Origin of the sequence: Roseibium sp. Sym1 (genome assembly GCF_027359675.1) — a bacterium.
In the GTDB taxonomy this organism is placed as follows: domain Bacteria; phylum Pseudomonadota; class Alphaproteobacteria; order Rhizobiales; family Stappiaceae; genus Roseibium.
In genome coordinates this window covers 118,913-139,052 of record NZ_CP114786.1, presented here as the reverse complement: position 1 = coordinate 139,052, position 20,140 = coordinate 118,913, and the positions used below count along the sequence as shown (strand labels likewise).

Here is a 20,140-nt window from a genome sequence, read left to right as displayed (position 1 = left end):
CCCCGGATAAGCGCAGCGCAGATCCGGGGCCCACTCGCAGGCCCATTTGCTGAAGCGGGAGATCTTAAGGGTGAGCTGCCGCAGAACAGGCACGCTCTGGAAATGAGTAGGCCCCGGGTCTCGCGTTGCTCGCCCGGGGCGACTGCGGAGTAATTGAAAGCTCTACATTTCTATTGGCTTTTGCCGTGAGGCTTTTCGGTCACTGGGTTCGTCGGTGCTGATCACCAAAAACACATCAGGCTTGACTCTTGTCCCCGTGTCGCGCACATAAGCTGCCATGACCAAGACGAGCGCATCCTTCGTGTATTTTTATTACGTCACCGACATACCGGCGGCTGCGTAGGATCTTGTTCACCCGATAGACACCTCAAAAGCCGCCGCGTCAGGCGGCTTTTTGGTTTCAGATCCAAGCTTCCTGGCGGGGGAAAACCAGGAAGCGAAAAATGACCAGACACATGATCGAAGCCGGGAAACCGGCCACCAAACTCCGATCCGAAGCGCTCGCCGTGCTTCTGGAGCGCGGGCTCGTGCACCAGTGCACCGATATCGAGGCTCTCGACGAAACCTTGTCGAAGGGGCCGATCACCGCCTACGCCGGGTTCGACGCCACGGCGGCCAGCCTCCATGTCGGCCATCTGATGCCTCTGATGACCATGCGCTGGCTGCAGAAGCTCGGCCACCGGCCCATTGTCGTGCTCGGCGGCGGCACCAGCCAGATCGGCGATCCAAGTTTCCGCAACGATGCGCGTCCGATGCTGGAAGAACGCCAGATCGCCGCCAACATTGCCACCATCCGCCGCTCCGTCGAACGGCTGGTGGACATGGAGGGCGAAGACGGCGCGCTGCTGGTCGACAATGCGGAGTGGCTGAACGAGTTCCGCTTCCTGGAATTCCTCCGCGATTATGGCTCCCAGTTCACCGTCAACCGGATGATGACCTTCGACAGCGTCAAGTCGCGCCTCGAGGCGCAGATGCCGCTGACGGTGCTGGAGTTCTGCTACATGATGCTGCAGGCCGTCGATTTCCTGGAACTCGCCAAGCGGCACGATTGTGCCCTTCAGGTCGGTGGCTCCGACCAGTGGGGCAACATCGTCAACGGGGTCGAACTTGGACGCCGCGACGGCCGCAAGCTGCACGGCCTGACCGTGCCGCTCCTGACCACCGCCAGCGGTGCCAAGATGGGCAAGACCGCCGCCGGCGCCGTCTGGCTGCATCCCGAGCACCTGTCGCCCTTCGGCTTCTGGCAGTTCTGGCGCAACACAGCCGATGCGGATGTGGCGAAGTTCCTGCGGCTCTTCACCGAACTGCCGATGAGCGAGATCGACCGTCTGGCGGAACTGGAAGGCGCGGAGCTGAACGAGGCCAAGAAGATCCTGGCCACCCAGGTGACCGCCATCGTGCATGGCCCGGAAGAAGCCCGCGCTGCCCTGCAGCAGGGCGATGCCCTGTTTTCCGGCGAGGGGGAGATCCTGGAGCCGACCCACTCGCTGCCGCTCGCGCGGCTGGCCGAAGGGCTCGGTCTTCTGGAGCTGGTTGTCGCCGTCGGGTTTGCCGGCTCCAACGGCGAGGCACGGCGTCTGGTGGAAGGCGGCGGTGTGCGTCTCAACAACGCCATCGTCGACGATCCGCGCCGCCGCATCGCCACCGGTGACCTGCAGGCAAACGACCGCCTGTCCGTCTCCGTCGGCCGCCGCCGCAAGGCACTGGTCGGGTTTGAGTAGGTCTCCTAGGATTCCTCTTCCAGCGCGACGGGTTCAAGCCAGCCCTCATAACCGAAGACCTTCCCGATCAGCGGGAAGGTCACTGCCACGGAAAAACGATAGCGTCCGTCACGCACGCGTTCGCGCCCGACCGCCTGGGGAGCGAGTGCGAGTGGTATGGGCAGGGGACCCAGAAACACCTTTTCCGGCGTCAGGTCGATGCCTTTGCCGGATGCGGACACACGCATCTTGAAAAGGAACGGCCCGAGCCGTTCTTCCATGCACGGGAAAGCCTCACCGCTGCCGGCCATCATGTCCGTCCGGAACGGCTGGCCGTCGAAGGATCGCGTCCAGCGTTCGCCGCCGTCGATCGGAGCGAAGCTGGTCTCCACGGCAACGCCTTGTCGGGATTCCGGCAGTTTCGCAACGCGGCAGATCAACCGGGCGCTCCAGCTTTGACCACGGCTGACATCCGCAGTGCCCCGTGCAATGCGGGCAAAACTGTGCATCTCCCGGATTTCCCGGGGCACCTGGTCGAAATCGGAACCGAGGATCGTTTGGTAGAGCGTGCGGGTCATGGGAAGGTGAGAGCTGGTAGGAATGACAATTCTCAGTGTGCGCACCGATCCTCCGGATACACAACCCTGAGAAGTTGACGGAGTTGAGCCACACCGCCAATATCCTTCAATCTCCCGGGCGCCTTCAATTGGCTTTCGTGCCGTCTGCATTGAAAGCCTTGGTGGGCTGGGATCTTGCCTGTCGCCAGGCAGGTGCGGTGCCCGTTCGAAATACAGTCACCAGTGTTACCGCTGGAGTTGCGGATACGCCCGGCCGCGGCAAGTCCGGTCAGCTCTCACTTGCGCTCATGAGATGAGGTTCCGCTGCATGACCACGCTGTTCCAGGCTCGCCGCGACCTGGATCATCGCGGGAACCCTTTCCGGCGGGCTGTACAGGGTTATGCCCCAGGGCACGCCGGCCTCGGAGTGTCCGAAGGGAACCGCTATGGCGGCCAGTCCCAGCGGATTTGCAAAATTCGTGAAGGTCCCGTTCCGGAAATTCGGTCCGAGCGGATCGTCTTCGCACATGGCCAGCGTGATGAAACTGCTCACCGTGGGGGTGATCATGACATCGAACTTCTTCCAGAAACCCGCCGTCTCTCCTTGTGTGTCCCTGATCCTGTAAAGCGCGCGATAGGCATCTGCGGCCGTGAATTTGCGGCTCGACTGCACGAGACTTGCCACGATCGGGTGGCAGGCGTCCGGTTGCGCGTCGATGAACGCGCCGACGGAGACATCCCGCTCGGCCAGCAGAGGGCCGAAGAACATCAGGTCGTTGAGCGCCTGGAACGGTGAAAGGTCGGCCGGTGTGACCGATGGAAACAGGGTTGATATCGCGTCACAGGCTTCCTGGAACAGCCCGAGGATCTCCGGCTCGCACAGGTTCCTGGCAAGATCCGGCTGCAGCACCGCCACGCGCGGCGTACCGTCATCGCTGCGCATGAAGTCCGTTGAATAGGGATCGAGGCCGTCCGGTCCGCGCACGGCGCCGTCGACCGTCAACGCATCCTCCAGCCCGTTGGTAAACACGCTCGGCGTGTCGAAGCTGCGGCAGGCGAAGACGAGACCGTGCCGGCTCCAGTCGCCGGGGGCCGGCTTGAAACCGACCAGGCCGTTGTAGCTGGCGGGTATCCGGCCGGATCCGCCGGTGTCCGTTCCGAAGGCAAAACTCACGACCCCGGTGGCAACCGAAACGGCCGCGCCCGAGGAGGAGCCTCCGGGAATATAGTCCGCGTTGAAGGGGTTTACGGGTATTCCGTATGGCGAGCGGACGCCGACAAGTCCCGTCGCGAACTGGTCGAGATTGGTCTTGCCGACATAGATCGCACCGGCAGCAAGCGCACGTTCGACGACGGTCGCGGAGTGCTCTGCACGATAGGCGAAGCCCGGACAGGCTGCCGTCGTCTCCTCGCCTTCGACATCGATGTTGTCCTTGACCGAGAAGGGGATCCCGTAAAGGGGAAGGTCCCTCCCGCTGTCCGCCAGGCCTTCCAGTTCACGTGCTCTTGCAATCAGCTTGTCTTTCGTGGTGGTCGAAATCCAGACCGCGCTCTGGTCGGCGTCGTCGAGACGGGACAGAATATGTTGCACAAGATCGGAAGGCGTGATCGTGCCCGCCTGATAGGCGCGCCGAAGCGCGCCCATGCGAAGGTCGAATGGTCCACTGGCCATGGTGTTACTCAACGGCCGCTTCAAGATACTCGGGATGCAGGAAGGCCTCGAAGGTCTCCCGCGACGGGGCCTCGGGCAACCGGTCCTGGCTGACCAGGAAGTCGGACGTCGCGACAAGCGTGTCGACGAAACCGCCCCTTGCTTCAGAGGTGCCGATATATTGCGCGGTCAGCTGCTTGTCGCAGGGAACCATTTCGGTGCCGCGCATCATCCGCGTCGCGTCGTCGAGGGAAAGCTCGAGCTCCTCGGCGATGATCTTCGCGGTTTCGGCCGGATTGTTGATCCAGTAGTCGATGCCTTCGCATTCGGCGGCCACGAATTTCTTCACGTAGTCCGGATAGGCTTCCGCGAACTCGTTCATCACCACGCCGACATCCCACGTCGGATAGCCGCGCTTTTCCATGATTCCGGAGGTCATGAAGATGTTGCCGCCATCCTTGACGGCCTTGTCGAGGTTGGGTTCCCAGAACCAGGCCGCATCCAGATCACCCCGTGACCAGGCAACCGCGATGTCGTTGGGGCGCAGGTCCAGGATATCCATCCCGGCCGGGTCGATGCCTTCGTCCGCGAGTGCCTGCAGGAGCAGGTAATGGGTTGTGGACCCGAACGGGGCGGCGATCTTCTTGCCTTCAAGGTCCTTGAACGACTTGATGCCGGCATCGGTGCGCACCACCATCGCCTCGACGAAATCGAGCATGTTCAGGACCATCGTGCCCTGGATGGGCAGGCCGCGTGCGACGCCGATCGCCGTCGGCGGGTTTCCGAGGCCGCCGAAATCGATCTGGTCTGCCGCAATCGCGCGCAGCATGTCTCCGCCGCCACCGACCTTGATATATTCGATTTCCACGTCCGGCATGTGCTTCGCGACCAGTCCGAGATTCTTGGTCACGAGCTGCGCATTGACGAGGTTCAGGTACCCGATCGTGACTTTTTCGGGCTTCTCCGCCGCGCTCGCGGCTGTCGAAAGGGCCAGTCCGGCGGCCAGGGCAAGCAAACGTTTCATGGTGTCAGTCTCCATACTTAGATTTGGCCAAGTTTCTTTCGTCGGCTTGGGTCTGGCCTCCGCCCAGCCGTTATTTCTTCACGACGTTCAGCCAGGGCATCAGGCGTGAGCCGATCGCGCGCATGGTCATGTCCAGGGCAACGCCCGTCAGTCCGAGCACGATCAGGCCCATGATCACGACGTCGCTGAGGAGGAATTTCGCCGCGTCCCAGATCATCCAGCCGACACCGGCGGTCGCGGCGACGATCTCGGCGGCAACCAGGACCGTGTAGACAAAACCGAGGGAAATCCGCATGCCGGCGAGGATCGTCGGCCCGGCCGCAGGCAGGTAGACATTCCACAGGAGGTCGATCTTGCTGGCGCCCAGTCCCCTGGCGGCACGGACATAAAGGGGGTCGATGTGCCAGATGGCCTGTGTGGTCGCGATGATGATGCCCGGCAGCCCGGCAAGAAACAGCAGGGCGAACTTGCTTTCCTCGCCGATGCCCAGCCACATCACCAGCAACGTGTAGAGACCGAGCGGCGGAAGCGGCCTGTAGAACTCGATGACCGGGTTCAGCAGTGCCCGGGCGTTGATGGAAACGCCCATGATGATGCCCAGGGGAATGCCGACGAGTACGGCGGCCGCGAACGCGGTCAGGATCCGCAACAGGCTGATGCCGACATGGGCCTGGAGCGTGTTGCCCTGATATCCCTTGGTTACGGCCTTGACGAAGGCGTTCCAGACGGCATCGGGAGCCGGCAGGAACAGCTTGTTGGCAAGGCCGGTCGCCGTCACGAAATACCAAAGGACGAACATCGCGGCGACGGTCAGCGCGGACAGCAGCGTGCTGCGCTGGAACAGGTACTGCCACAAGCTGTCGAGGATTTTGACGGACCATCGGGTCATCCCGTTGCCCCGAGCAATCTCAGGATGGTGACGGCATAAATGCGGGCGGCTTCCACGGACTTGGGAATGGAAATCCATTCATTGTCCGCCGCCCAGCCGTCTTCACCCGGTCCGAAGGTGATGGCGTTGATGCCGGCTTCCCGAAACCGGATCGTGTCGTTGAAGGCATTCTTGCGGTTCAGTCTCGGCGCTTCGCCGCGCATGTCCTGGTAAACGGACTTCAGGGTCCTGACCGGCTCCTCGGTCTCCTCGACCGGTTCCGTTCCGGCGACAAACAGCGAGCCCGGCACCTGCCGGACCTCCGCGGAAATGCCGTTGCCTCCCTGGAGCGAGGCATGTGCGACCGCCTGGATATCCGCCAGGACGCTTTCCATCGTCATGCCGGGAACGATGCCGACGACGGCGAGGGTGATGACGCACGTGTCCGGCGAAAACTGCATTTCTCCTTCCAGGCCACCACGGATGCGCACCACCGAGACGACCGGAGGCGTGTGGCCCATGAACCTGTGCGGGACATGCGTGAACGTCATCCTGGTCAGGTCGGCCAGCAGGCCGCCGGCTTCCACGATCGGGTTCGAAATGATGTCGGGGCGCCAGATATGGCCCTTGACCCCCTTCAGGACGATTTCCACGAGGCAATGTCCGGAATTGGCGGTCGAGATCGCCATGCCCCACGGGCCCTCCGGTCCGCCCCATGCGGTCGGCTCGGCGGTGATCGAATAATCCGGCCGGAGGCCCAGTTCCTCGGTGACGAAGATCGAACCGTCGGTGCCGTTGCGTTCCTCGTCGACGGTGAAGCAGGCGATCAGTTCACCGCAAAGCTCGGCATCGCTGTCCATGACCGCCTGCAGGGCCAGAAGAGCGCTTGCCATGTTGCCGCGCGTGTCCGACGTGCCGCGTGCATAAAGCAGATTGCCGTGGCGGGTCGCCTTGAACGGGTCGAAATCGGTCATGTCCCACTTGTGGGGCTCGACGACCGGATAGGTGTCCAGGTGGTCGTTGATCATCAGGCTGGGACCGTCCGGCCTGCCCGAATGGCGCCCGACGACATTTGGCCGGCCGTGCCGCTTGACCGGCATCTCGACGGAAAAACCCATTCCCATCAGCTGGCCGGCGACCATATGGGCAACGGCTTCCTCTTCGGCATGCGGCTGATCCGGATCCAGCGGGTTGCTGGATCTCGGCTGGCCGCACCGGATCAGATCCGTCGCGAGCCGAAGCCAGGAATCCTCGGTGATGCGATCGACGACCGACTGTTCAAATGCACTGAGTTCAACTGAAGTCATGGTCCCCGATTGCCGTTTTCTGTTCCGATAGGAAAAACGGTAATCGGTTTTAGTGTTGCGTTCTGCTGCTAAATTCGCTCGGATGTATGACGAAAAACGCAACACAAATCGGGATGCTCAAAGTGCGCAACCTCAAGGTTTATCGATATGTCGACACAATCGCGCGCACCGGTTCCATCCGCAAAGCCGCCGAACTGCTCGCAATCACGCCCTCGGCCCTCAACAGGCGCATCCTGGCGCTCGAGGAAGAGCTCGAGGTGCCCGTGTTCGAGCGCCTGGGACGGGGAGTGCGCCTGAGCACGGCCGGGGAACTGCTGATCGACATGTTCCGCAAGCAGCTCGCCGAAGCCGAGCTGACCAAGTCCCGGATCGCGGATCTGTCGGGATTGCGCCGGGGGCATGTGACCGTCACCTGCAGCCAGGCGGTCCTGCCATATTTCATGCCCGAGCAGATCCGGCGCTTTCAGAAGGACTTTCCGGATGTCACCTTCAGCATTCTCAACCGGGACGGCGAGGAGGCCGAACAATCGCTGCTGAACCACGCGGCCGACCTTGCCATCGTCTTCGAGCCCTTGAAACAAAGCGACTTCCAGACCCTCGTCGCCGTGCCCCAGCCGATTCATGCGGTGATGTCGTCCGACCACCCGCTGTCCGGCGAGACGAGCCTCAAATTCATCGATTGCCTTGCATATCCGCTGGCCTTGCCGACACGGACCTATGCCGTCCGGCAAATCCTCCAGATCTATTCCGACAGGCTCGCGGTCAAGCTGGAGCCGTCCGTGGAGGCCGAGAGCTATATTTTCCTGCGCAACTTCGTTGCCGGAAGCAGTGCGATCGCGTTTGAACTGCAAATCGGCGTGAAAGCCCTGTCGCTTCACAACAACACCACGGCAATTCCGCTGAAGGAAGCATCCGTTTCCTACGGGTCGCTTTATGTCGCGCAGCTCAAGGGCCGGACCCTCCCGGTCGCTTCGGCCCGGTTCGCGCAACAGATCGTGGAAGTGCTCGAGACCGAATGGGGCTGAAACAGCGCGGGTGAGCGCTTCGGCTTCTCCCGGGGCCTGAGTGTTCCCGGGGCGTGTGAGCCGGATTTCTCCGGCTCACATGTGGATCAGCGGCCGGAAGCCGCTGCCTGTCTTGCGCGGAACGTGTCCACGGGCAGGCCGCCGATGCCCCAGTTTTCCAGGGCGACCTCTTCGATCACGACGAAGGTGGTCATCGGATCCTTGCCGAGCACGTCGGCCAGCAGGTCGGTCGTGCCCTTGATCAACCTGGCTTTCTGGTCGGGTGTCACGCCTTCACGGGTGACCTGGATGTTCACGTAGGGCATGTCAGCTGCCTCCTTGTTCACGCGGTTTGATTTCAAAGATCTTGGACATGATCTGCCAGCGTCCCTGGTCCCGGACGAAGGTCAGGAAATCCGTGAAATCCTTGTCGCCGATCGAGCATCGGACACGGGCAAAGGCGGTGTTGGCCCCCGCAAGCTGGATCTCGTCGATCGCATCCTTTCGGGTCTCTCCGCGGGATGCCGGGGACTGGCGCGCGGCGACGACCGGCACGTAGTCCTCCATGGTGCGGTAGAGCAGAGGCGTTTCGTCCGCTGTGGCGTAGATCGCCTTTTCGTGGAACACGGACTGCAATAGCTGTGTGTCGCAATGATAGAGCGCGTCGAAATAGTCCGAGATCACGGCTTCCAGCGCGCCGATTGCGTTGCTCATGCCGCCAGCCCTTCCTCGGTGAGCGTCTTTTGGGTGGCCGGACGGGCACTGATCCGCGCGACATAGGTCTTCACGCGTGGCCAGCCTTCCAGGGAAACGCCGATGAAGTTGGTCCAGTTCAGGATCACGAACGCATAGGCGTCGGCGACCGAGAACGTGTCTCCCAGAAGATAGTCACCGCCTTTTTCAAGCAGCGCATCGAACTGGCCGAACTTGGCGTTCAGCTTGTCCAGATGTTCGGCTTTCTCGGCGTCGGAAAAGTCCTTGCCGGAGAAATACGGACTGAAGGCCTTGTGCAGTTCGGAGGAAAGGAAGCTCAGCAGTTCCAGCAGGCGGAACCGGTCGAGCGGCTGGCCGTCGCTGTTTGAGGCAATCCCAGGGAATTGTTCGCCCAGCCAGTGCAGGATGGCGACGTTTTCCGTCAGGACATCGCCATTGTCGAACTGGAGAGCCGGAACATAGCCGCGCGGATTGGTCGTCGAATAAGACGCGCCGGTCTCGGTCAGGCCGGCTCCGGTGTCGACCTTTTCAAGGCTGTAATCCGCACCGGCCTCGTTGAGCAGGATATGGGCGGCCATGGAACACGCGCCGGGTTTGTAGAACAGTTTCATCGGTAAGCTCCTTCGTGTGGTGTGATGCCCGGAAGGTGCTGATTGAAGTCACCATTGACAAGTAGGTTTCTATTGGTAACTTTCATTATCGGGTTACCGCCGGGATACCTGATGACCGCGATGAAACCGGGGAATGGGTGGTTGATGTGGCATTGTTCCTGGCGAACAAGGGGCCAGGGGAACGTTCAAGGGAAACTGACTTGGGACAAGTTTTCGAAGGCAGTTGCTCTCAACTCCGTGTCACCCCGGGCGACCGGAGGGAGACCCGGGCCCCACTCGTTGCCAGTGCTTTGGCAATTGGGAAATGCAGTGGGTCAGACATGATCTGCTTCAGCAAGGGGCACTGCGAGTAGGCCCCGGATCGCGCTGCGCTTGTCCGGGGTGACACCCAGATACAAACGTGCTGTCGTCCTGGTCGGCAAATGAGAGCCAACGCAAATGGGCGAAGCCAGGACCGAAAAAGAGAAACAGGAAAATGCCTCTCAAGATCCGCAAGAATCGAAGCCCTAAGCCGGTCGGGACCTGCAGCCTGACCCAGTGCATGCAGGTGATCGCGGGCGCCTGGGCACCGAACGTGATCTGGAGCCTGCGTGCGGGACCGCGTCGCTTCAACGAACTGAAGATCGACATTCCGCCGGTCTCCGGCAAGGTCCTGTCCGCCCGCCTGTCGGAGCTGGAACAGCGCGGTGTGCTGCTGCGTCATGTCCGCCCGACCTCGCCGCCCTCGGTCGAATATGAGCTGACCGATCTCGGCCACGACCTGATCCCGGCGCTGGAAGCGATCGTCGAAGTCGGCCACAAGCTGAAACAGCGGCGCGATTTCCAGCAGGCGGCCGGCGCGGAAGCCGCCGAATAGGCCGGACGGGGAGGGGCAATGCCGGGATCGAAATCCTTTGTGCTCGTGCATGGCGTCTGGCATGGAGGCTGGTGCTGGTCACGTGTCGCCGATATCCTGCGCGCGCGCGGTCACCGCGTCACCACGCCGACCCAGACCGGGCTCGGCGAACGCGCGCATCTGATCAACACCGACATCACCATCCAGACCTTTGTCGAGGACATCGTCCGACACCTGGACTGCGAGGATCTGAAAGAGGTCGTCCTGGTTGGCCACAGTTTCGGCGGCATTCCGGTCACCGGTGCCGCCGATGTCATTCCCGAACGGATCGGCAAGCTCGTCTATCTGGACGCGATCATGCTGGAGAGCGGCGAGACCTGGTTCGATCTTCTTCCCCCGGAGCTGGCCGCCGACCGCAAGGCGCTTGCCGAAACGTCGAGCGGCGGCCTCAGCCTGCCACCGGCGCCGCCGGAAAGCTTCGGTGTGACGAGGCCGGAGGACGTCGCCTTTCTGGAACCGCGCCTGACCCCGCATCCGTTCCGGACCTTCACGACCGCACTGGAACTGAAACATCCGCTCGGTAACGGCCTGCCGGTCCATTACATCCAGTGCACCGATCCGCCCTATCCACCTGCCAAGGTCGCGCTCAAACGCGCGCTTCGCCATGGCTGGCCCGTCTCGCAGATCGCCACCGGCCACGACGCCATGGTGACGGAACCCGAAGGGCTGGCGGATCTCCTGGAAGAGATTTCCTGACGGCGTCTCGTTGAACACTCCATCGGTAGTGATCAACTTGTTGCTGAGATCCGTGACTGACCGAATTGGACTCAAGAAAGCATTGAGCCGGTGGAGCTAAATACCTAGTGTTCTCCGAATTTTGGCGAGGTCATTGGTATGCATAAGTTTGATCTGAACGAAATCTATCGGGCAGAAGGCGACGAAACTACCGAAACACGGATCGGTGTAATCTATCACGCCCTTAGAAACAAAATTGGTAGTGGTTCAATCTCAACGCCAATCGCCAGATATTTTGTTTGGCGGCCAAATGACGTCGAAGGTTTCAACCCTCATTGGCGGATTGATTGCTATGCTATGAAGCACAAATTGTCCAGCGATCCGAAAATGTTAGCTAGACTTTTAACTGACAAATTGCGGGAAATCGGGCTTTGCGATTTACCAGTTTGGGTCAGTTGGCACGAAAGTACCGAGCTTGGCGGCGAGAAACTGGGTGACCTGTGGGAAGAAGACTAATCGGCGATTGCGGTCTATGCAGGTTCCTTGGTCCCCGCTTTCGCGCACAGCTGTCCGGGATTTTTGTCGTGCAGTCGGTTTTCATGCGAGTTGCAACTCCAGCTGGGGTTTTGGTGGTCTGAGGCGCGGAGGTCTTGGTTTGGGTTTTTGACGCGCGGAGAGGTCAAGGGGGTTGAAGAGGGCGACTTTCAATCGTGCCATGAGATCCTTGAGGGTGCCTTTGTGTGCCTTGGCACAGGTGTCCTTCAGCAGCCTGAGCAGGAGGAAGGCGATGAGGGCGACATAGAGCTGGATCCTGACGGCATTTTCGGAGCGTCCGAGGAAGGTCTTGATCTTGAGGTTCTGCTTGATCCACTTGAAGAACAGCTCGATCTGCCAGCGCTTCTTGTAGAGTTGGGCGATGTCCTCGGCCGAGCGCTCCATGTCGTTGGTGACCAGCCGCAGAGGCTCCTTGTTCTCGCGCTCGACCAGGATCTCGCGCAAAGTTGTGCCGAAGAGCGGGTTGTCCGCCCCGCCACGGGGCTTCTTGTGACCGACCTTGAGACTGTTGTCGGCGAGGATGGGGGCTTCGAGCTGGTCCGTGTTCGCGCTGACCTCGCGCCGGCGGGCGTTCTTCTTCAGGCGGGTGACGAAGATGGCACCGGCCTGATGGAGGCCAAACCACCAGGAATAGTCGGCAAACCCTTTGTCGAACACATAAGTCGCCCCCGGCGTGATGGTGATGGCGCGGGCAAGGGTCGTGTCACTGACCTTGGGCGAGGTCAGGTCGAAGCAGGTCGGATGCTTCGTCTCGGGGTCATAGTGAACGTAGAGCTTGAGGCCGCGCACCCGGCTGTCGGCCTCCGGCCAAGCGAAGCGGGCATCGCGCAGTGGGATCGGCGAGGCGTCTATCAGCTCGATCAGGCCCTTGCCTTCCTGGCGCAGCCTGCGGGTCACGTCGCTCATCAGGTGGCCGGCCAGATCGCGGAAGACCGCCGCCGGGCGGGCGGCGTTGGCGTCCGACAGCGTCGACTTGCCGGGAACTCTCAGCCCCAGGTGGTAGAGCGCCTCCGGCCGGGCCGCCAGGGCCTGCTCGATCTCGCGCAGGCTGGAAAGGCCGGCCAGTTGGGCGAACAGCAGGGCCTTGAGATGGCGCTGGCAGGTCCAGGCCCCGTCTCCCTCGCCAACACCGTGGTTGCCCTTGTGCTCGCTCACCACACGACGGTCGAGCGGTTCCAAAACGCGGTGAAAGGCGGTACGAATAAACGGCACGGCAGGCCTCCAAAAATCAAGTTTGGCGACAAGATTTTTGACCTCAATCGCAGGAAATGTCTGCCGTGCACTTTGACTCACCCCTAAAATCCCGGACAGCTGTGCGCTTTCGCGGGGATGACAAACGGCAGGAGCAGATCTTCCTTGATAAAAGGCCCACAGCGTCGGCAAGCGGAGTCGCAAGTATGTCCCGGCTCGCACCAAGCTTGGCCTGGATGACAATCAGAAGGGGTAGCGCTCTTCACCGTCATTGAAAAGGCGAGGTTCTGGGACGAGAGCGCACACCACAGTTGATGACGACGGATAATGCATATTGGAAAAAGGGCGGCCTCTTTCGAGACCGCCCTGGCACTGCCCGGGGTCAGATCGGGGACCAGGGGCAGCCGGGACCAGCCTGAGCTCATCGCAGGCACATGGAGGCAGCCAGGCTGGTCGCCGGAAGCGGGGCCTTTAGAAAAAGCCGAGCTTGTTCGGGTTGTAACTGACCAGCATGTTCTTGGTCTGCTGGTAGTGGTCGAGCATCATCTTGTGGGTCTCGCGGCCGATGCCGGACTGCTTGTAGCCGCCGAAGGCGGCGTGGGCCGGATAGGCATGGTAGTTGTTGACCCAGACACGTCCCGCCTCGATCGCACGGCCGAAGCGGTAGCAGGTGTTGGCATCGCGCGACCAGACGCCGGCACCGAGGCCGTACATGGTGTCATTGGCGATGGCGAGGGCTTCCGCTTCGTCCTTGAAGGTGGTCACCGAGACGACCGGGCCGAAGATTTCCTCCTGGAACACCCGCATCTTGTTGTGGCCTTTCAGGATGGTCGGCTGGATGTAGAAACCGCCTTCGAGATCACCCCCGAACCTGGCTTCCGCTCCGCCGCACAGCACTTCCGCACCTTCCTCTGCGCCGATGGTGAGGTAGGACAGGATCTTGTCCTGCTGCTCGCGGCTGGCCTGGGCACCGACCATGGTGTCGAGCAGGCGCGGATCGCCCTGCTTGATCGCCTTGACGCGTGCAATCGCCCGTTCGATGAATGCCTCGTAGATGTCTTCCTGGATCAGCGCCCGGCTCGGACAGGTGCAGACCTCGCCCTGGTTGAAGGCGAACAGCACGAAGCCCTCGATGGCCTTGTCGAGGAACGCATCATCCTCGCGCATGACGTCGGAGAAGAAGATGTTCGGCGACTTGCCGCCAAGCTCCAGCGTGACCGGGATCAGGTTCTCCGTGGCATATTGCATGATCATCCGGCCGGTCTCGGTGGAGCCGGTGAAGGCGATCTTGGCGATGCGGTTCGATTTTGCCAGCGGCGCGCCGACCTCGGCGCCATAGCCGTTGACGATGTTGAGCACGCCGTCCGGCAGCAGGTCTGCGATCAGTTCCGCCAGGACCATGATCGCGGCCGGGGTCTGTTCCGCCGGTTTCAGGACCACGCAGTTGCCGGCGGCGAGCGCCGGAGCCAGTTTCCAGGCGGCCATCAGGATGGAAAAGTTCCACGGAATGATCTGGCCGACAACGCCGAGCGGTTCGTGGAAGTGATAGGCGATCGTGTCCGCGTCGATTTCCGACATGGAGCCTTCCTGGCCGCGCAGCACGCCTGCGAAATAGCGGAAATGGTCGACGGAAAGCGGGATGTCCGCCGCCGTGGTCTCGCGGATCGGCTTGCCGTTGTCCCAGGTCTCGGCCTTGGCCAGAAGATCGAGATTGGCTTCCATCCGGTCGGCGATCTTCAACAGGATATTGGCACGCTCGGCTGCCGGGGTCCGGCCCCAGCCGTCCTTGGCGGCATGGGCCGCGTCGAGCGCGAGTTCGACATCGGCCGCGTCGGAGCGGGCAACGTCACAGACGGCCGCACCGGAGATCGGCGTTATGTTGGAAAAGTACCGGCCGCTCACCGGAGCGACGAATTTGCCGCCAATGAAATTGTCGTAGCGGGCCTTGAACGGCGACGTGGTGTCAGCCGCGATCTGGGTCATCTGGTTCATGGATTTCCTCCTCATGATGTCCCGGTCCTCCACCGGGGATGAGGAGAGAGTGCCGAAGCGCCGGTGTTTGGCACAGAGGGGGAGATAAGCTGACAGGCGCAATGTGTCTCAGGATTGAGACAGGTCCGCGAAAGCTCATACCAACCGCACTTAATAGGAACCCATCTGACCGCGTTTGGAGACTGTTCGGCAAGGAGCAGATTGCAGGGCGATACGGGGTATCGTCCAAAATCTGCGACGCGGCAGAACAGCCTCCAAACGCGGCCTTCGGTGGCCTGTTCCGGCCCGCCGGACGGCGTTGCGCCGCTTGAACGGCCAACCAGGCCGTCCTGCGCAACGCGCCTTGCCGGCAAACCGGAACAACGACATCAGATCGGTTCCTATTAATTGCGGTTGGTATCAGTCGACCCCGAGCCGTTTCATGCGCCTGTAAAGGGTGGCGCGGCCGACGCCGAGGCTTCGGGCGGCCTCGGAGACATTGCCCTTCGCCCGTGTCAGCGCCCTGACGACGGCCGTCCGTTCGGCCTTTTCAAAACCGGTCGGGCCGTCTTCGCGTCCCAGCAAGTCGGAGGCAGGCGTCGGGGCAAGCGGACCGGAGGCGCCGAGGCCAAAGGCCTTGCGCGCTCCCCGGGTCGCCCCGATGACGATGTCATGGGAGTCGACGGCAAGCAGGATGGCCGCTTCGCTGGCATCCTTGTGGGCATAGACGATGCGGCTGTCCGCATAGGCCGCGCGGAACGTGTCGACCTCGATCTGGCGCGCGGTCTGGGCAACCATCGCGGCGATCAGCCGGTTGAAGGCTTCGGTCTGGTCCGATCGTGCCGAGGAGACATCAAGCGCACCGGCAAGATGGCCTTCGGGGCCGAAGATGGGCGCATCCATGCAGCTCAGGCCGGCATTGCGGGCCAGGAAATGCTCGCTCTGGTGCACGATGACCGTGCTTTCCTCGGCAATGCAGGTGCCGACGCCGTTGGTGCCGACGGCGGCCTCGCTCCAGTCGGCGCCGGCCGCCAGGCCCCAGTCCTGAAAATCACCCGCATCCGCATCGGTGCAGCGCTGGTCGAGCACGACGCCTTCCGCGTCCGTCAGGACAACGGCGCATCCGGATTGCCCGACGAGTCCGAACAGCTGGTCCAGTTTCGGGGTCGCGACCTGCAGGAGGGATCCGGTCTTGTCCAGGCGCTGGCGCAGCTGGCTGCCGTCGACACGAACCGGTGCGCTTTTTTCGCCCGGATGCAGACCGTGCCGCTCGATCGACCGGCGCCAGGACGCGGCAATCCGTGAGACGGCCGGGGCCGTTCGCGATTCCACGGTCTTCAGGACGGTTTCCACGTGTTCTTTCATGACGGCGCTCTTCGACCAAAAGGGACGGGCCCTTGATACGCTCCTCCCGCGAACGCTTCAAAGATCCCCCAGAATGACGCTGTATAGAGGCCTGTTCAAGTCCCCGCGCGTCTTCGGAAACCGATGTGTCTCAGATCTGAGACACATGCCCGGCCGTATTTCTTCAACGGGACGGCGGAGAATTTCTGCGGCCATGGATAGCGGGGCCGCACGGGGCCGCTCGGAAGGGGAGACGGGCAAGGTAAAAAGACGCCGCAAAGCCGAGAGAGTGCATGACATCGCACAATAGACCGAATTGCGATGTGCCGGGTTAAGTCTGCTGTAATCAAATTGCAATATTACGTAAGGGAAATTTTTATGAGGCCGGCTATGTACGGAATGGTGAATGAGGGAATTCGGACCTTCATCCTGGACAATCACGGTTCGGAGGCTTGGCGGACGATCTGCGCAAAGGCAGGCGTGGACGAGCTCGAATTCGAACGAATGTCGAGCTACGACGACACGATCACCTACAATCTCGTCGGAGCGATCTGTGACTATACCGGCCTGGCCGCAAGGGATGTTCTTTGCGTGTTCGGCAAATACTGGATCGAATTTGCCGGCGCCTCGACCTTTGGCACGCTGATGCGCCTGTCCGGCGAGTCCTTTGTCGACCAGCTCAAGGGCCTCGACGACATGCATGACCGGATTCTTCTGTCGATGCCCCATCTCAAGCCACCGTCCTTCGAGGTGGACCAGGTCAGCAAGGACACCTGCCTGCTGCACTACTATTCGGACAGGGACGGGCTGGCGCCGATGGTCGAGGGGCTTTTGCATGGTTTGGCAGCGAAGACAGGCGAAAGGATAGAGGTCAGGCAGGTCACGCCCAAGTCGGACACATCCGATCACGACGTGTTCGAGATCAGATTGCTCGACAGATGACCGTGTCACATCCATTGTCCGGGGGCGCCACTTGATCGCGGACGGTTTCCATCTCTCTGCAGACACAAGGGACCTGCTGTTTCCGCTTCATGTCAGCCTGACTGGAGATGGCCGGATTGACGGCGTCGGGCCGACCCTGAAGCGGGTATTGGGGCAGGACTTGCTGCAGCGGGACTTCCTCGACGTGTTCAATGTCGAGCGTCCGCGCAACCTCAAGGATTTTAACGGTATCCGGGAGCGCTTGGGCACCAAGCTGATCATCAGCGCGGCTTCGAGGGACGGCAAGGGGATCCAGTTCCGGGGTGTTGCGATTCCCCTGGAGGGGGCCGGGGGCGCGATCTTTGTCGATCTGTCCTTCGGCCGCCACCTGACCCAGGTGGTGGAGCGGTTCGGCCTGACCGAGGCCGACTTCAAGCCCAATGATTTCTCGATTGACCTGTTTTACTCCTTCGAGGCTCAGCGGACGCTTTTGCAGGACAGCCACAAGATGGCCTCCGCACTCAAGTCGGCGAAGGTGGAGGCGGAACGCAGAGCCTCACAGGACCCGCTGACGGGGATTGCCAACAGGGGGGCCTTGCAGCGCCGGCTGGAGGAAATGCTGCAGGTCCCGGACCAGACCGCCCGCTTTGCCTTGCTGCATATCGATCTGGATGATTTCAAGTCGGTCAACGACAATCTGGGACACTCGGCGGGCGACCGGATCCTCAAACAGACGGCGTCGGTGCTGAAGGAATATGCCGGCTGGAACGATTTGCCCGCGCGCCTTGGGGGAGACGAATTCGCCCTGGTCATGGCCGACCCGCCGAACGAGGAAACCCTGCTCGACCTGGCGCAGGATCTGCTGACCTCGATCGGGCGGCCTATCCGTCTGAACGGCCACCGTTGCGCGGTCAGTGCCAGCATCGGGATAGCCCTGTTCAATGCAGGCGATGTGTCGAGTGCGGACCGGCTGATCGCGAATTCCGATATCGCGCTTTACGACGCCAAGGCCACGAAGTCCGCGGTCAAGCTTCTGTCCGAGGACATGGTCGCCCGTCATGACGAGACAACCAGGCTCATCTCCGAAATCGAGGCCGCCATTCGCGACAGCCAGTTCGTGCCGCATTTCCAACCCCAGATCGATACGGTCGAAGGCTGTTTGTGCGGCCTGGAAGTGCTGGCACGCTGGGAACATCCCGAACACGGCATTCTGGCGCCCGTCCGATTCCTGGAAACCGCCACACGGGCGAATATCATGGTCGACATCGACCGGCTGGTGCGGCGCAAGGCCTTTGCGCAATTCCGCGCCTGGAAGCAGGACGGCCGCGCCGTCGGCAAGCTGTCGCTCAACGTCACGGCCACGAACCTGAGATCCCTGGAATACATTTCCGAACTTCAGTGGGAACTGGCCGAGGCCGGTCTCAGCCCGGCCGACATACAGCTGGAACTGCTGGAGTCGATCCTGTTCGACCAGTCCGACCAGGAGCTCATCGCGCAGTGTCGCGACCTTGAGCAGGCCGGGTTCGCCCTGGCGCTCGACGATTTTGGCACGGGACACTCCTCGATCGCCACCCTGATCGAGACACCCGTCGCCATTCTCAAGATCGACCGGTCGTTCATCACCGGGCTCGACACCAATGCGAAGGTGCAGCGGATCGCCGGCGCCATGCTGGCCATGGCGAACACAATGGGCCTCGACGTCCTCGCCGAGGGGGTCGAAACGCGCCAGGAACTCGATTTCCTGGAAAAGTGCGGCTGCCGGTATTTCCAGGGGTATTACTTTTCCCCCCCGAGGAGCGCCTTCGACATCGAGCTGTGGCTGGACCAGCAGGAGCCCGACCTGCACCGTTCGGTCGGGTAAAAAGCGAATCCGTCGCCATATTGCGACCGTATCCGGACATCGCCGTCAAAAGAAAACCCCGCTTCCTTTTCTGGGAAACGGGGCTGAAGTGTGTTTCGCGGGGAAAGCGAAGGTCGCTTCTCTTTATAGAGCCTGCTTATGACTGCAGGCGGGATCTGATTTCCTTGCGGAGTTCGTCGATGGGCGATTTCTTGCCGCCCTCGTGGATGTGCCAGAAGGTCCAGCCGTTGCAGGCTTCCTGACCCTGTACCAGGGCGCCCACCTTGTGGATCGACCCCGTGTGGTCGCCGGACTTCAGCGAGCCGTCGGCGCGCACGACAGCCTGGTGCTTGCCCTTCGAGCAGGTCAGTTCGGTGCCCGCCTTGAGGAGCCCGCTTTCCAGCAGCGTGCCGAAGGGAATGCGTTTCTGGGCGCGTTTGCCCTGATGCATTTCCAGGGAGCCCGCATCGCCCGGTTCGATCGCTTCGATACGGGCATTGGCGGCATCGATATAGTCCTGCTCGCGTTCCACGCCGACATAGTTCCGGCCCAGTTTTTTCGCGACCGCGCCGGTGGTGCCCGTGCCGAAGAACGGATCCAGCACGACGTCACCCGGTTTGGACGAGGCCGTCAGCACCCGGTAGAGCAACGCTTCCGGTTTCTGGGTCGGATGCACTTTCTGGCCCTGCCTGTCCTTCAGGCGCTCGGCGCCGGTGCACAGGGGCAGGTGCCAGTCGGAACGCATCTGCAGGTCTTCGTTGAAGACTTTCAGGGCGTCGTAGTTGAAGGTCGGCCTGGCGTCCTTGGACTTCGTCGCCCAGATCATGGTCTCGTGGGCATTGGTGAACCGTTTGCCGCGGAAATTCGGCATCGGGTTCGACTTCAGCCAGACGATGTCGTTCATGATCCAGAAGCCGAGATCCTGCAGGATCGCACCGACCCGGAAGATGTTGTGATAGGAGCCGATCACATAAAGCGAGCCGTCAGGCTTCATCACCCGCCGGACTGCCAGCAGCCAGGCCCGGGTGAAGGCATCATAGGCCTCGAAGCTCTCGAACTGGTCCCAGTGATCGTCACAGGCATCCACCTTGGACTGGTCCGGCCGGTGCAGGTCCCCACCCAGCTGGAGATTGTAGGGCGGATCCGCAAAGACCAGATCGACAGACCTGGACGGCAACTTCTCAAGGGCGGCCACGCAGTCGCCCTTCAGGATCGTGTTCAGCCAGGAAGCGGACGCTTCCCGATTTTCGGTTGAACGGGGTGCCGCGAAGGACACCCCGGTACGCAGTACACTCATTGCGACGCAATACCT

General features: G+C 61.7%; 19 protein-coding genes. 7 read left to right on the top strand and 12 right to left on the bottom strand.

Going from position 1 to position 20,140, the window contains the following annotated elements; all coding sequences use genetic code 11:
* Positions 1–443 precede the first annotated feature (443 nt).
* Positions 444–1,721, top strand: a complete 1,278-nt coding sequence (gene tyrS / locus O6760_RS00630; protein ID WP_269583562.1) for a tyrosine--tRNA ligase — start codon at positions 444–446, stop codon at positions 1,719–1,721.
* 5 nt (positions 1,722–1,726) lie between these two features.
* Here the strand turns inward: tyrS and O6760_RS00625 are convergent, their stop codons facing one another.
* From O6760_RS00625 to O6760_RS00605, 5 genes are all read right to left on the bottom strand, one after another.
* Entirely contained in the window at positions 1,727–2,323 is a 597-nt protein-coding gene (locus tag O6760_RS00625) for a DUF4166 domain-containing protein (RefSeq protein ID WP_269583561.1), read from the bottom strand.
* 223 nt (positions 2,324–2,546) lie between these two features.
* A complete protein-coding gene (locus O6760_RS00620; protein WP_269583560.1) occupies positions 2,547–3,929 on the bottom strand; it encodes an amidase family protein in 1,383 nt (460 codons plus the stop codon).
* 4 nt (positions 3,930–3,933) lie between these two features.
* Complete coding sequence (locus tag O6760_RS00615) at positions 3,934–4,932, bottom strand: taurine ABC transporter substrate-binding protein (protein WP_269583559.1); 999 nt, start codon at positions 4,930–4,932, stop codon at positions 3,934–3,936.
* A gap of 70 nt (positions 4,933–5,002) precedes the next feature.
* The gene (locus O6760_RS00610) at positions 5,003–5,821 is read right to left on the bottom strand and encodes an ABC transporter permease subunit (protein ID WP_269583558.1); all 819 of its coding nucleotides are present in this window, start codon (positions 5,819–5,821) and stop codon (positions 5,003–5,005) included.
* Positions 5,818–7,107, bottom strand: coding sequence for a M20 family metallopeptidase (locus O6760_RS00605; RefSeq protein WP_269583557.1), 1,290 nt, complete (start codon positions 7,105–7,107; stop codon positions 5,818–5,820). Before O6760_RS00605 ends, O6760_RS00610 begins: the two co-directional genes overlap by 4 nt.
* 122 nt (positions 7,108–7,229) lie before the next feature.
* Here O6760_RS00605 and O6760_RS00600 point away from each other — a divergent pair, with 122 nt between their 5' ends.
* Positions 7,230–8,132: a LysR family transcriptional regulator gene (locus O6760_RS00600; RefSeq protein ID WP_269583556.1), complete on the top strand. Its 903-nt coding sequence runs from the start codon at positions 7,230–7,232 to the stop codon at positions 8,130–8,132.
* Positions 8,133–8,218: 86 nt separating this feature from the next.
* On the opposite strand, the gene O6760_RS00595 is transcribed toward O6760_RS00600, so the two are convergent.
* Genes O6760_RS00595 through O6760_RS00585 form a run of 3 tightly spaced genes read right to left on the bottom strand, consistent with a single transcriptional unit; the run spans position 8,219 to position 9,436 of the window.
* Positions 8,219–8,437 carry a tautomerase family protein gene (locus tag O6760_RS00595; RefSeq protein ID WP_269583555.1) on the bottom strand — a complete coding sequence of 73 codons (219 nt, stop codon included), beginning with the start codon at positions 8,435–8,437 and terminating at the stop codon, positions 8,219–8,221.
* Between the two features lies 1 nt (position 8,438).
* A complete protein-coding gene (locus O6760_RS00590; protein WP_269583554.1) occupies positions 8,439–8,825 on the bottom strand; it encodes a nuclear transport factor 2 family protein in 387 nt (128 codons plus the stop codon).
* Positions 8,822–9,436 (bottom strand): glutathione binding-like protein, encoded by a 615-nt coding sequence (locus O6760_RS00585; RefSeq protein ID WP_269583553.1) that lies wholly within the window; start codon positions 9,434–9,436, stop codon positions 8,822–8,824. Before O6760_RS00585 ends, O6760_RS00590 begins: the two co-directional genes overlap by 4 nt.
* Positions 9,437–9,911: 475 nt before the next feature.
* Between O6760_RS00585 and O6760_RS00580 the strand changes: the two genes are divergently transcribed.
* The 3 genes from O6760_RS00580 (at position 9,912) to O6760_RS00570 (ending at position 11,522) form a co-directional block, all read left to right on the top strand.
* Positions 9,912–10,292, top strand: a complete 381-nt coding sequence (locus O6760_RS00580; protein WP_269583552.1) for a winged helix-turn-helix transcriptional regulator — start codon at positions 9,912–9,914, stop codon at positions 10,290–10,292.
* Positions 10,293–10,310: 18 nt separating this feature from the next.
* Complete coding sequence (locus O6760_RS00575) at positions 10,311–11,027, top strand: alpha/beta fold hydrolase (RefSeq protein WP_269583551.1); 717 nt, start codon at positions 10,311–10,313, stop codon at positions 11,025–11,027.
* 138 nt (positions 11,028–11,165) lie between these two features.
* Positions 11,166–11,522, top strand: a complete 357-nt coding sequence (locus O6760_RS00570) for a hypothetical protein (RefSeq protein ID WP_269583550.1) — start codon at positions 11,166–11,168, stop codon at positions 11,520–11,522.
* 81 nt (positions 11,523–11,603) lie between these two features.
* Here the strand turns inward: O6760_RS00570 and O6760_RS00565 are convergent, their stop codons facing one another.
* The 3 genes from O6760_RS00565 to O6760_RS00555 all read right to left on the bottom strand — a co-directional run bounded on the left by O6760_RS00565 (position 11,604) and on the right by O6760_RS00555 (position 16,088).
* Positions 11,604–12,773, bottom strand: coding sequence for an IS4 family transposase (locus O6760_RS00565; RefSeq protein WP_269583549.1), 1,170 nt, complete (start codon positions 12,771–12,773; stop codon positions 11,604–11,606).
* Between the two features lie 450 nt (positions 12,774–13,223).
* On the bottom strand, positions 13,224–14,744 hold the full coding sequence (adh, locus tag O6760_RS00560) for an aldehyde dehydrogenase (protein ID WP_269583548.1): 1,521 nt from the start codon (positions 14,742–14,744) through the stop codon (positions 13,224–13,226).
* 399 nt (positions 14,745–15,143) lie between these two features.
* Positions 15,144–16,088 carry a helix-turn-helix domain-containing protein gene (locus O6760_RS00555; protein WP_269583547.1) on the bottom strand — a complete coding sequence of 315 codons (945 nt, stop codon included), beginning with the start codon at positions 16,086–16,088 and terminating at the stop codon, positions 15,144–15,146.
* A gap of 369 nt (positions 16,089–16,457) precedes the next feature.
* On the opposite strand from O6760_RS00555, the gene O6760_RS00550 reads away from it, so the two are divergent.
* Positions 16,458–17,009 (top strand): heme NO-binding domain-containing protein, encoded by a 552-nt coding sequence (locus tag O6760_RS00550; protein ID WP_269583546.1) that lies wholly within the window; start codon positions 16,458–16,460, stop codon positions 17,007–17,009.
* Positions 17,010–17,040: 31 nt separating this feature from the next.
* Entirely contained in the window at positions 17,041–18,849 is a 1,809-nt protein-coding gene (locus tag O6760_RS00545; RefSeq protein ID WP_269583545.1) for a putative bifunctional diguanylate cyclase/phosphodiesterase, read from the top strand.
* Between the two features lie 136 nt (positions 18,850–18,985).
* Here O6760_RS00545 and O6760_RS00540 read toward each other — a convergent pair whose 3' ends face one another.
* Positions 18,986–20,125, bottom strand: coding sequence for a site-specific DNA-methyltransferase (locus tag O6760_RS00540; RefSeq protein WP_269583544.1), 1,140 nt, complete (start codon positions 20,123–20,125; stop codon positions 18,986–18,988).
* Positions 20,126–20,140 lie beyond the last annotated feature (15 nt).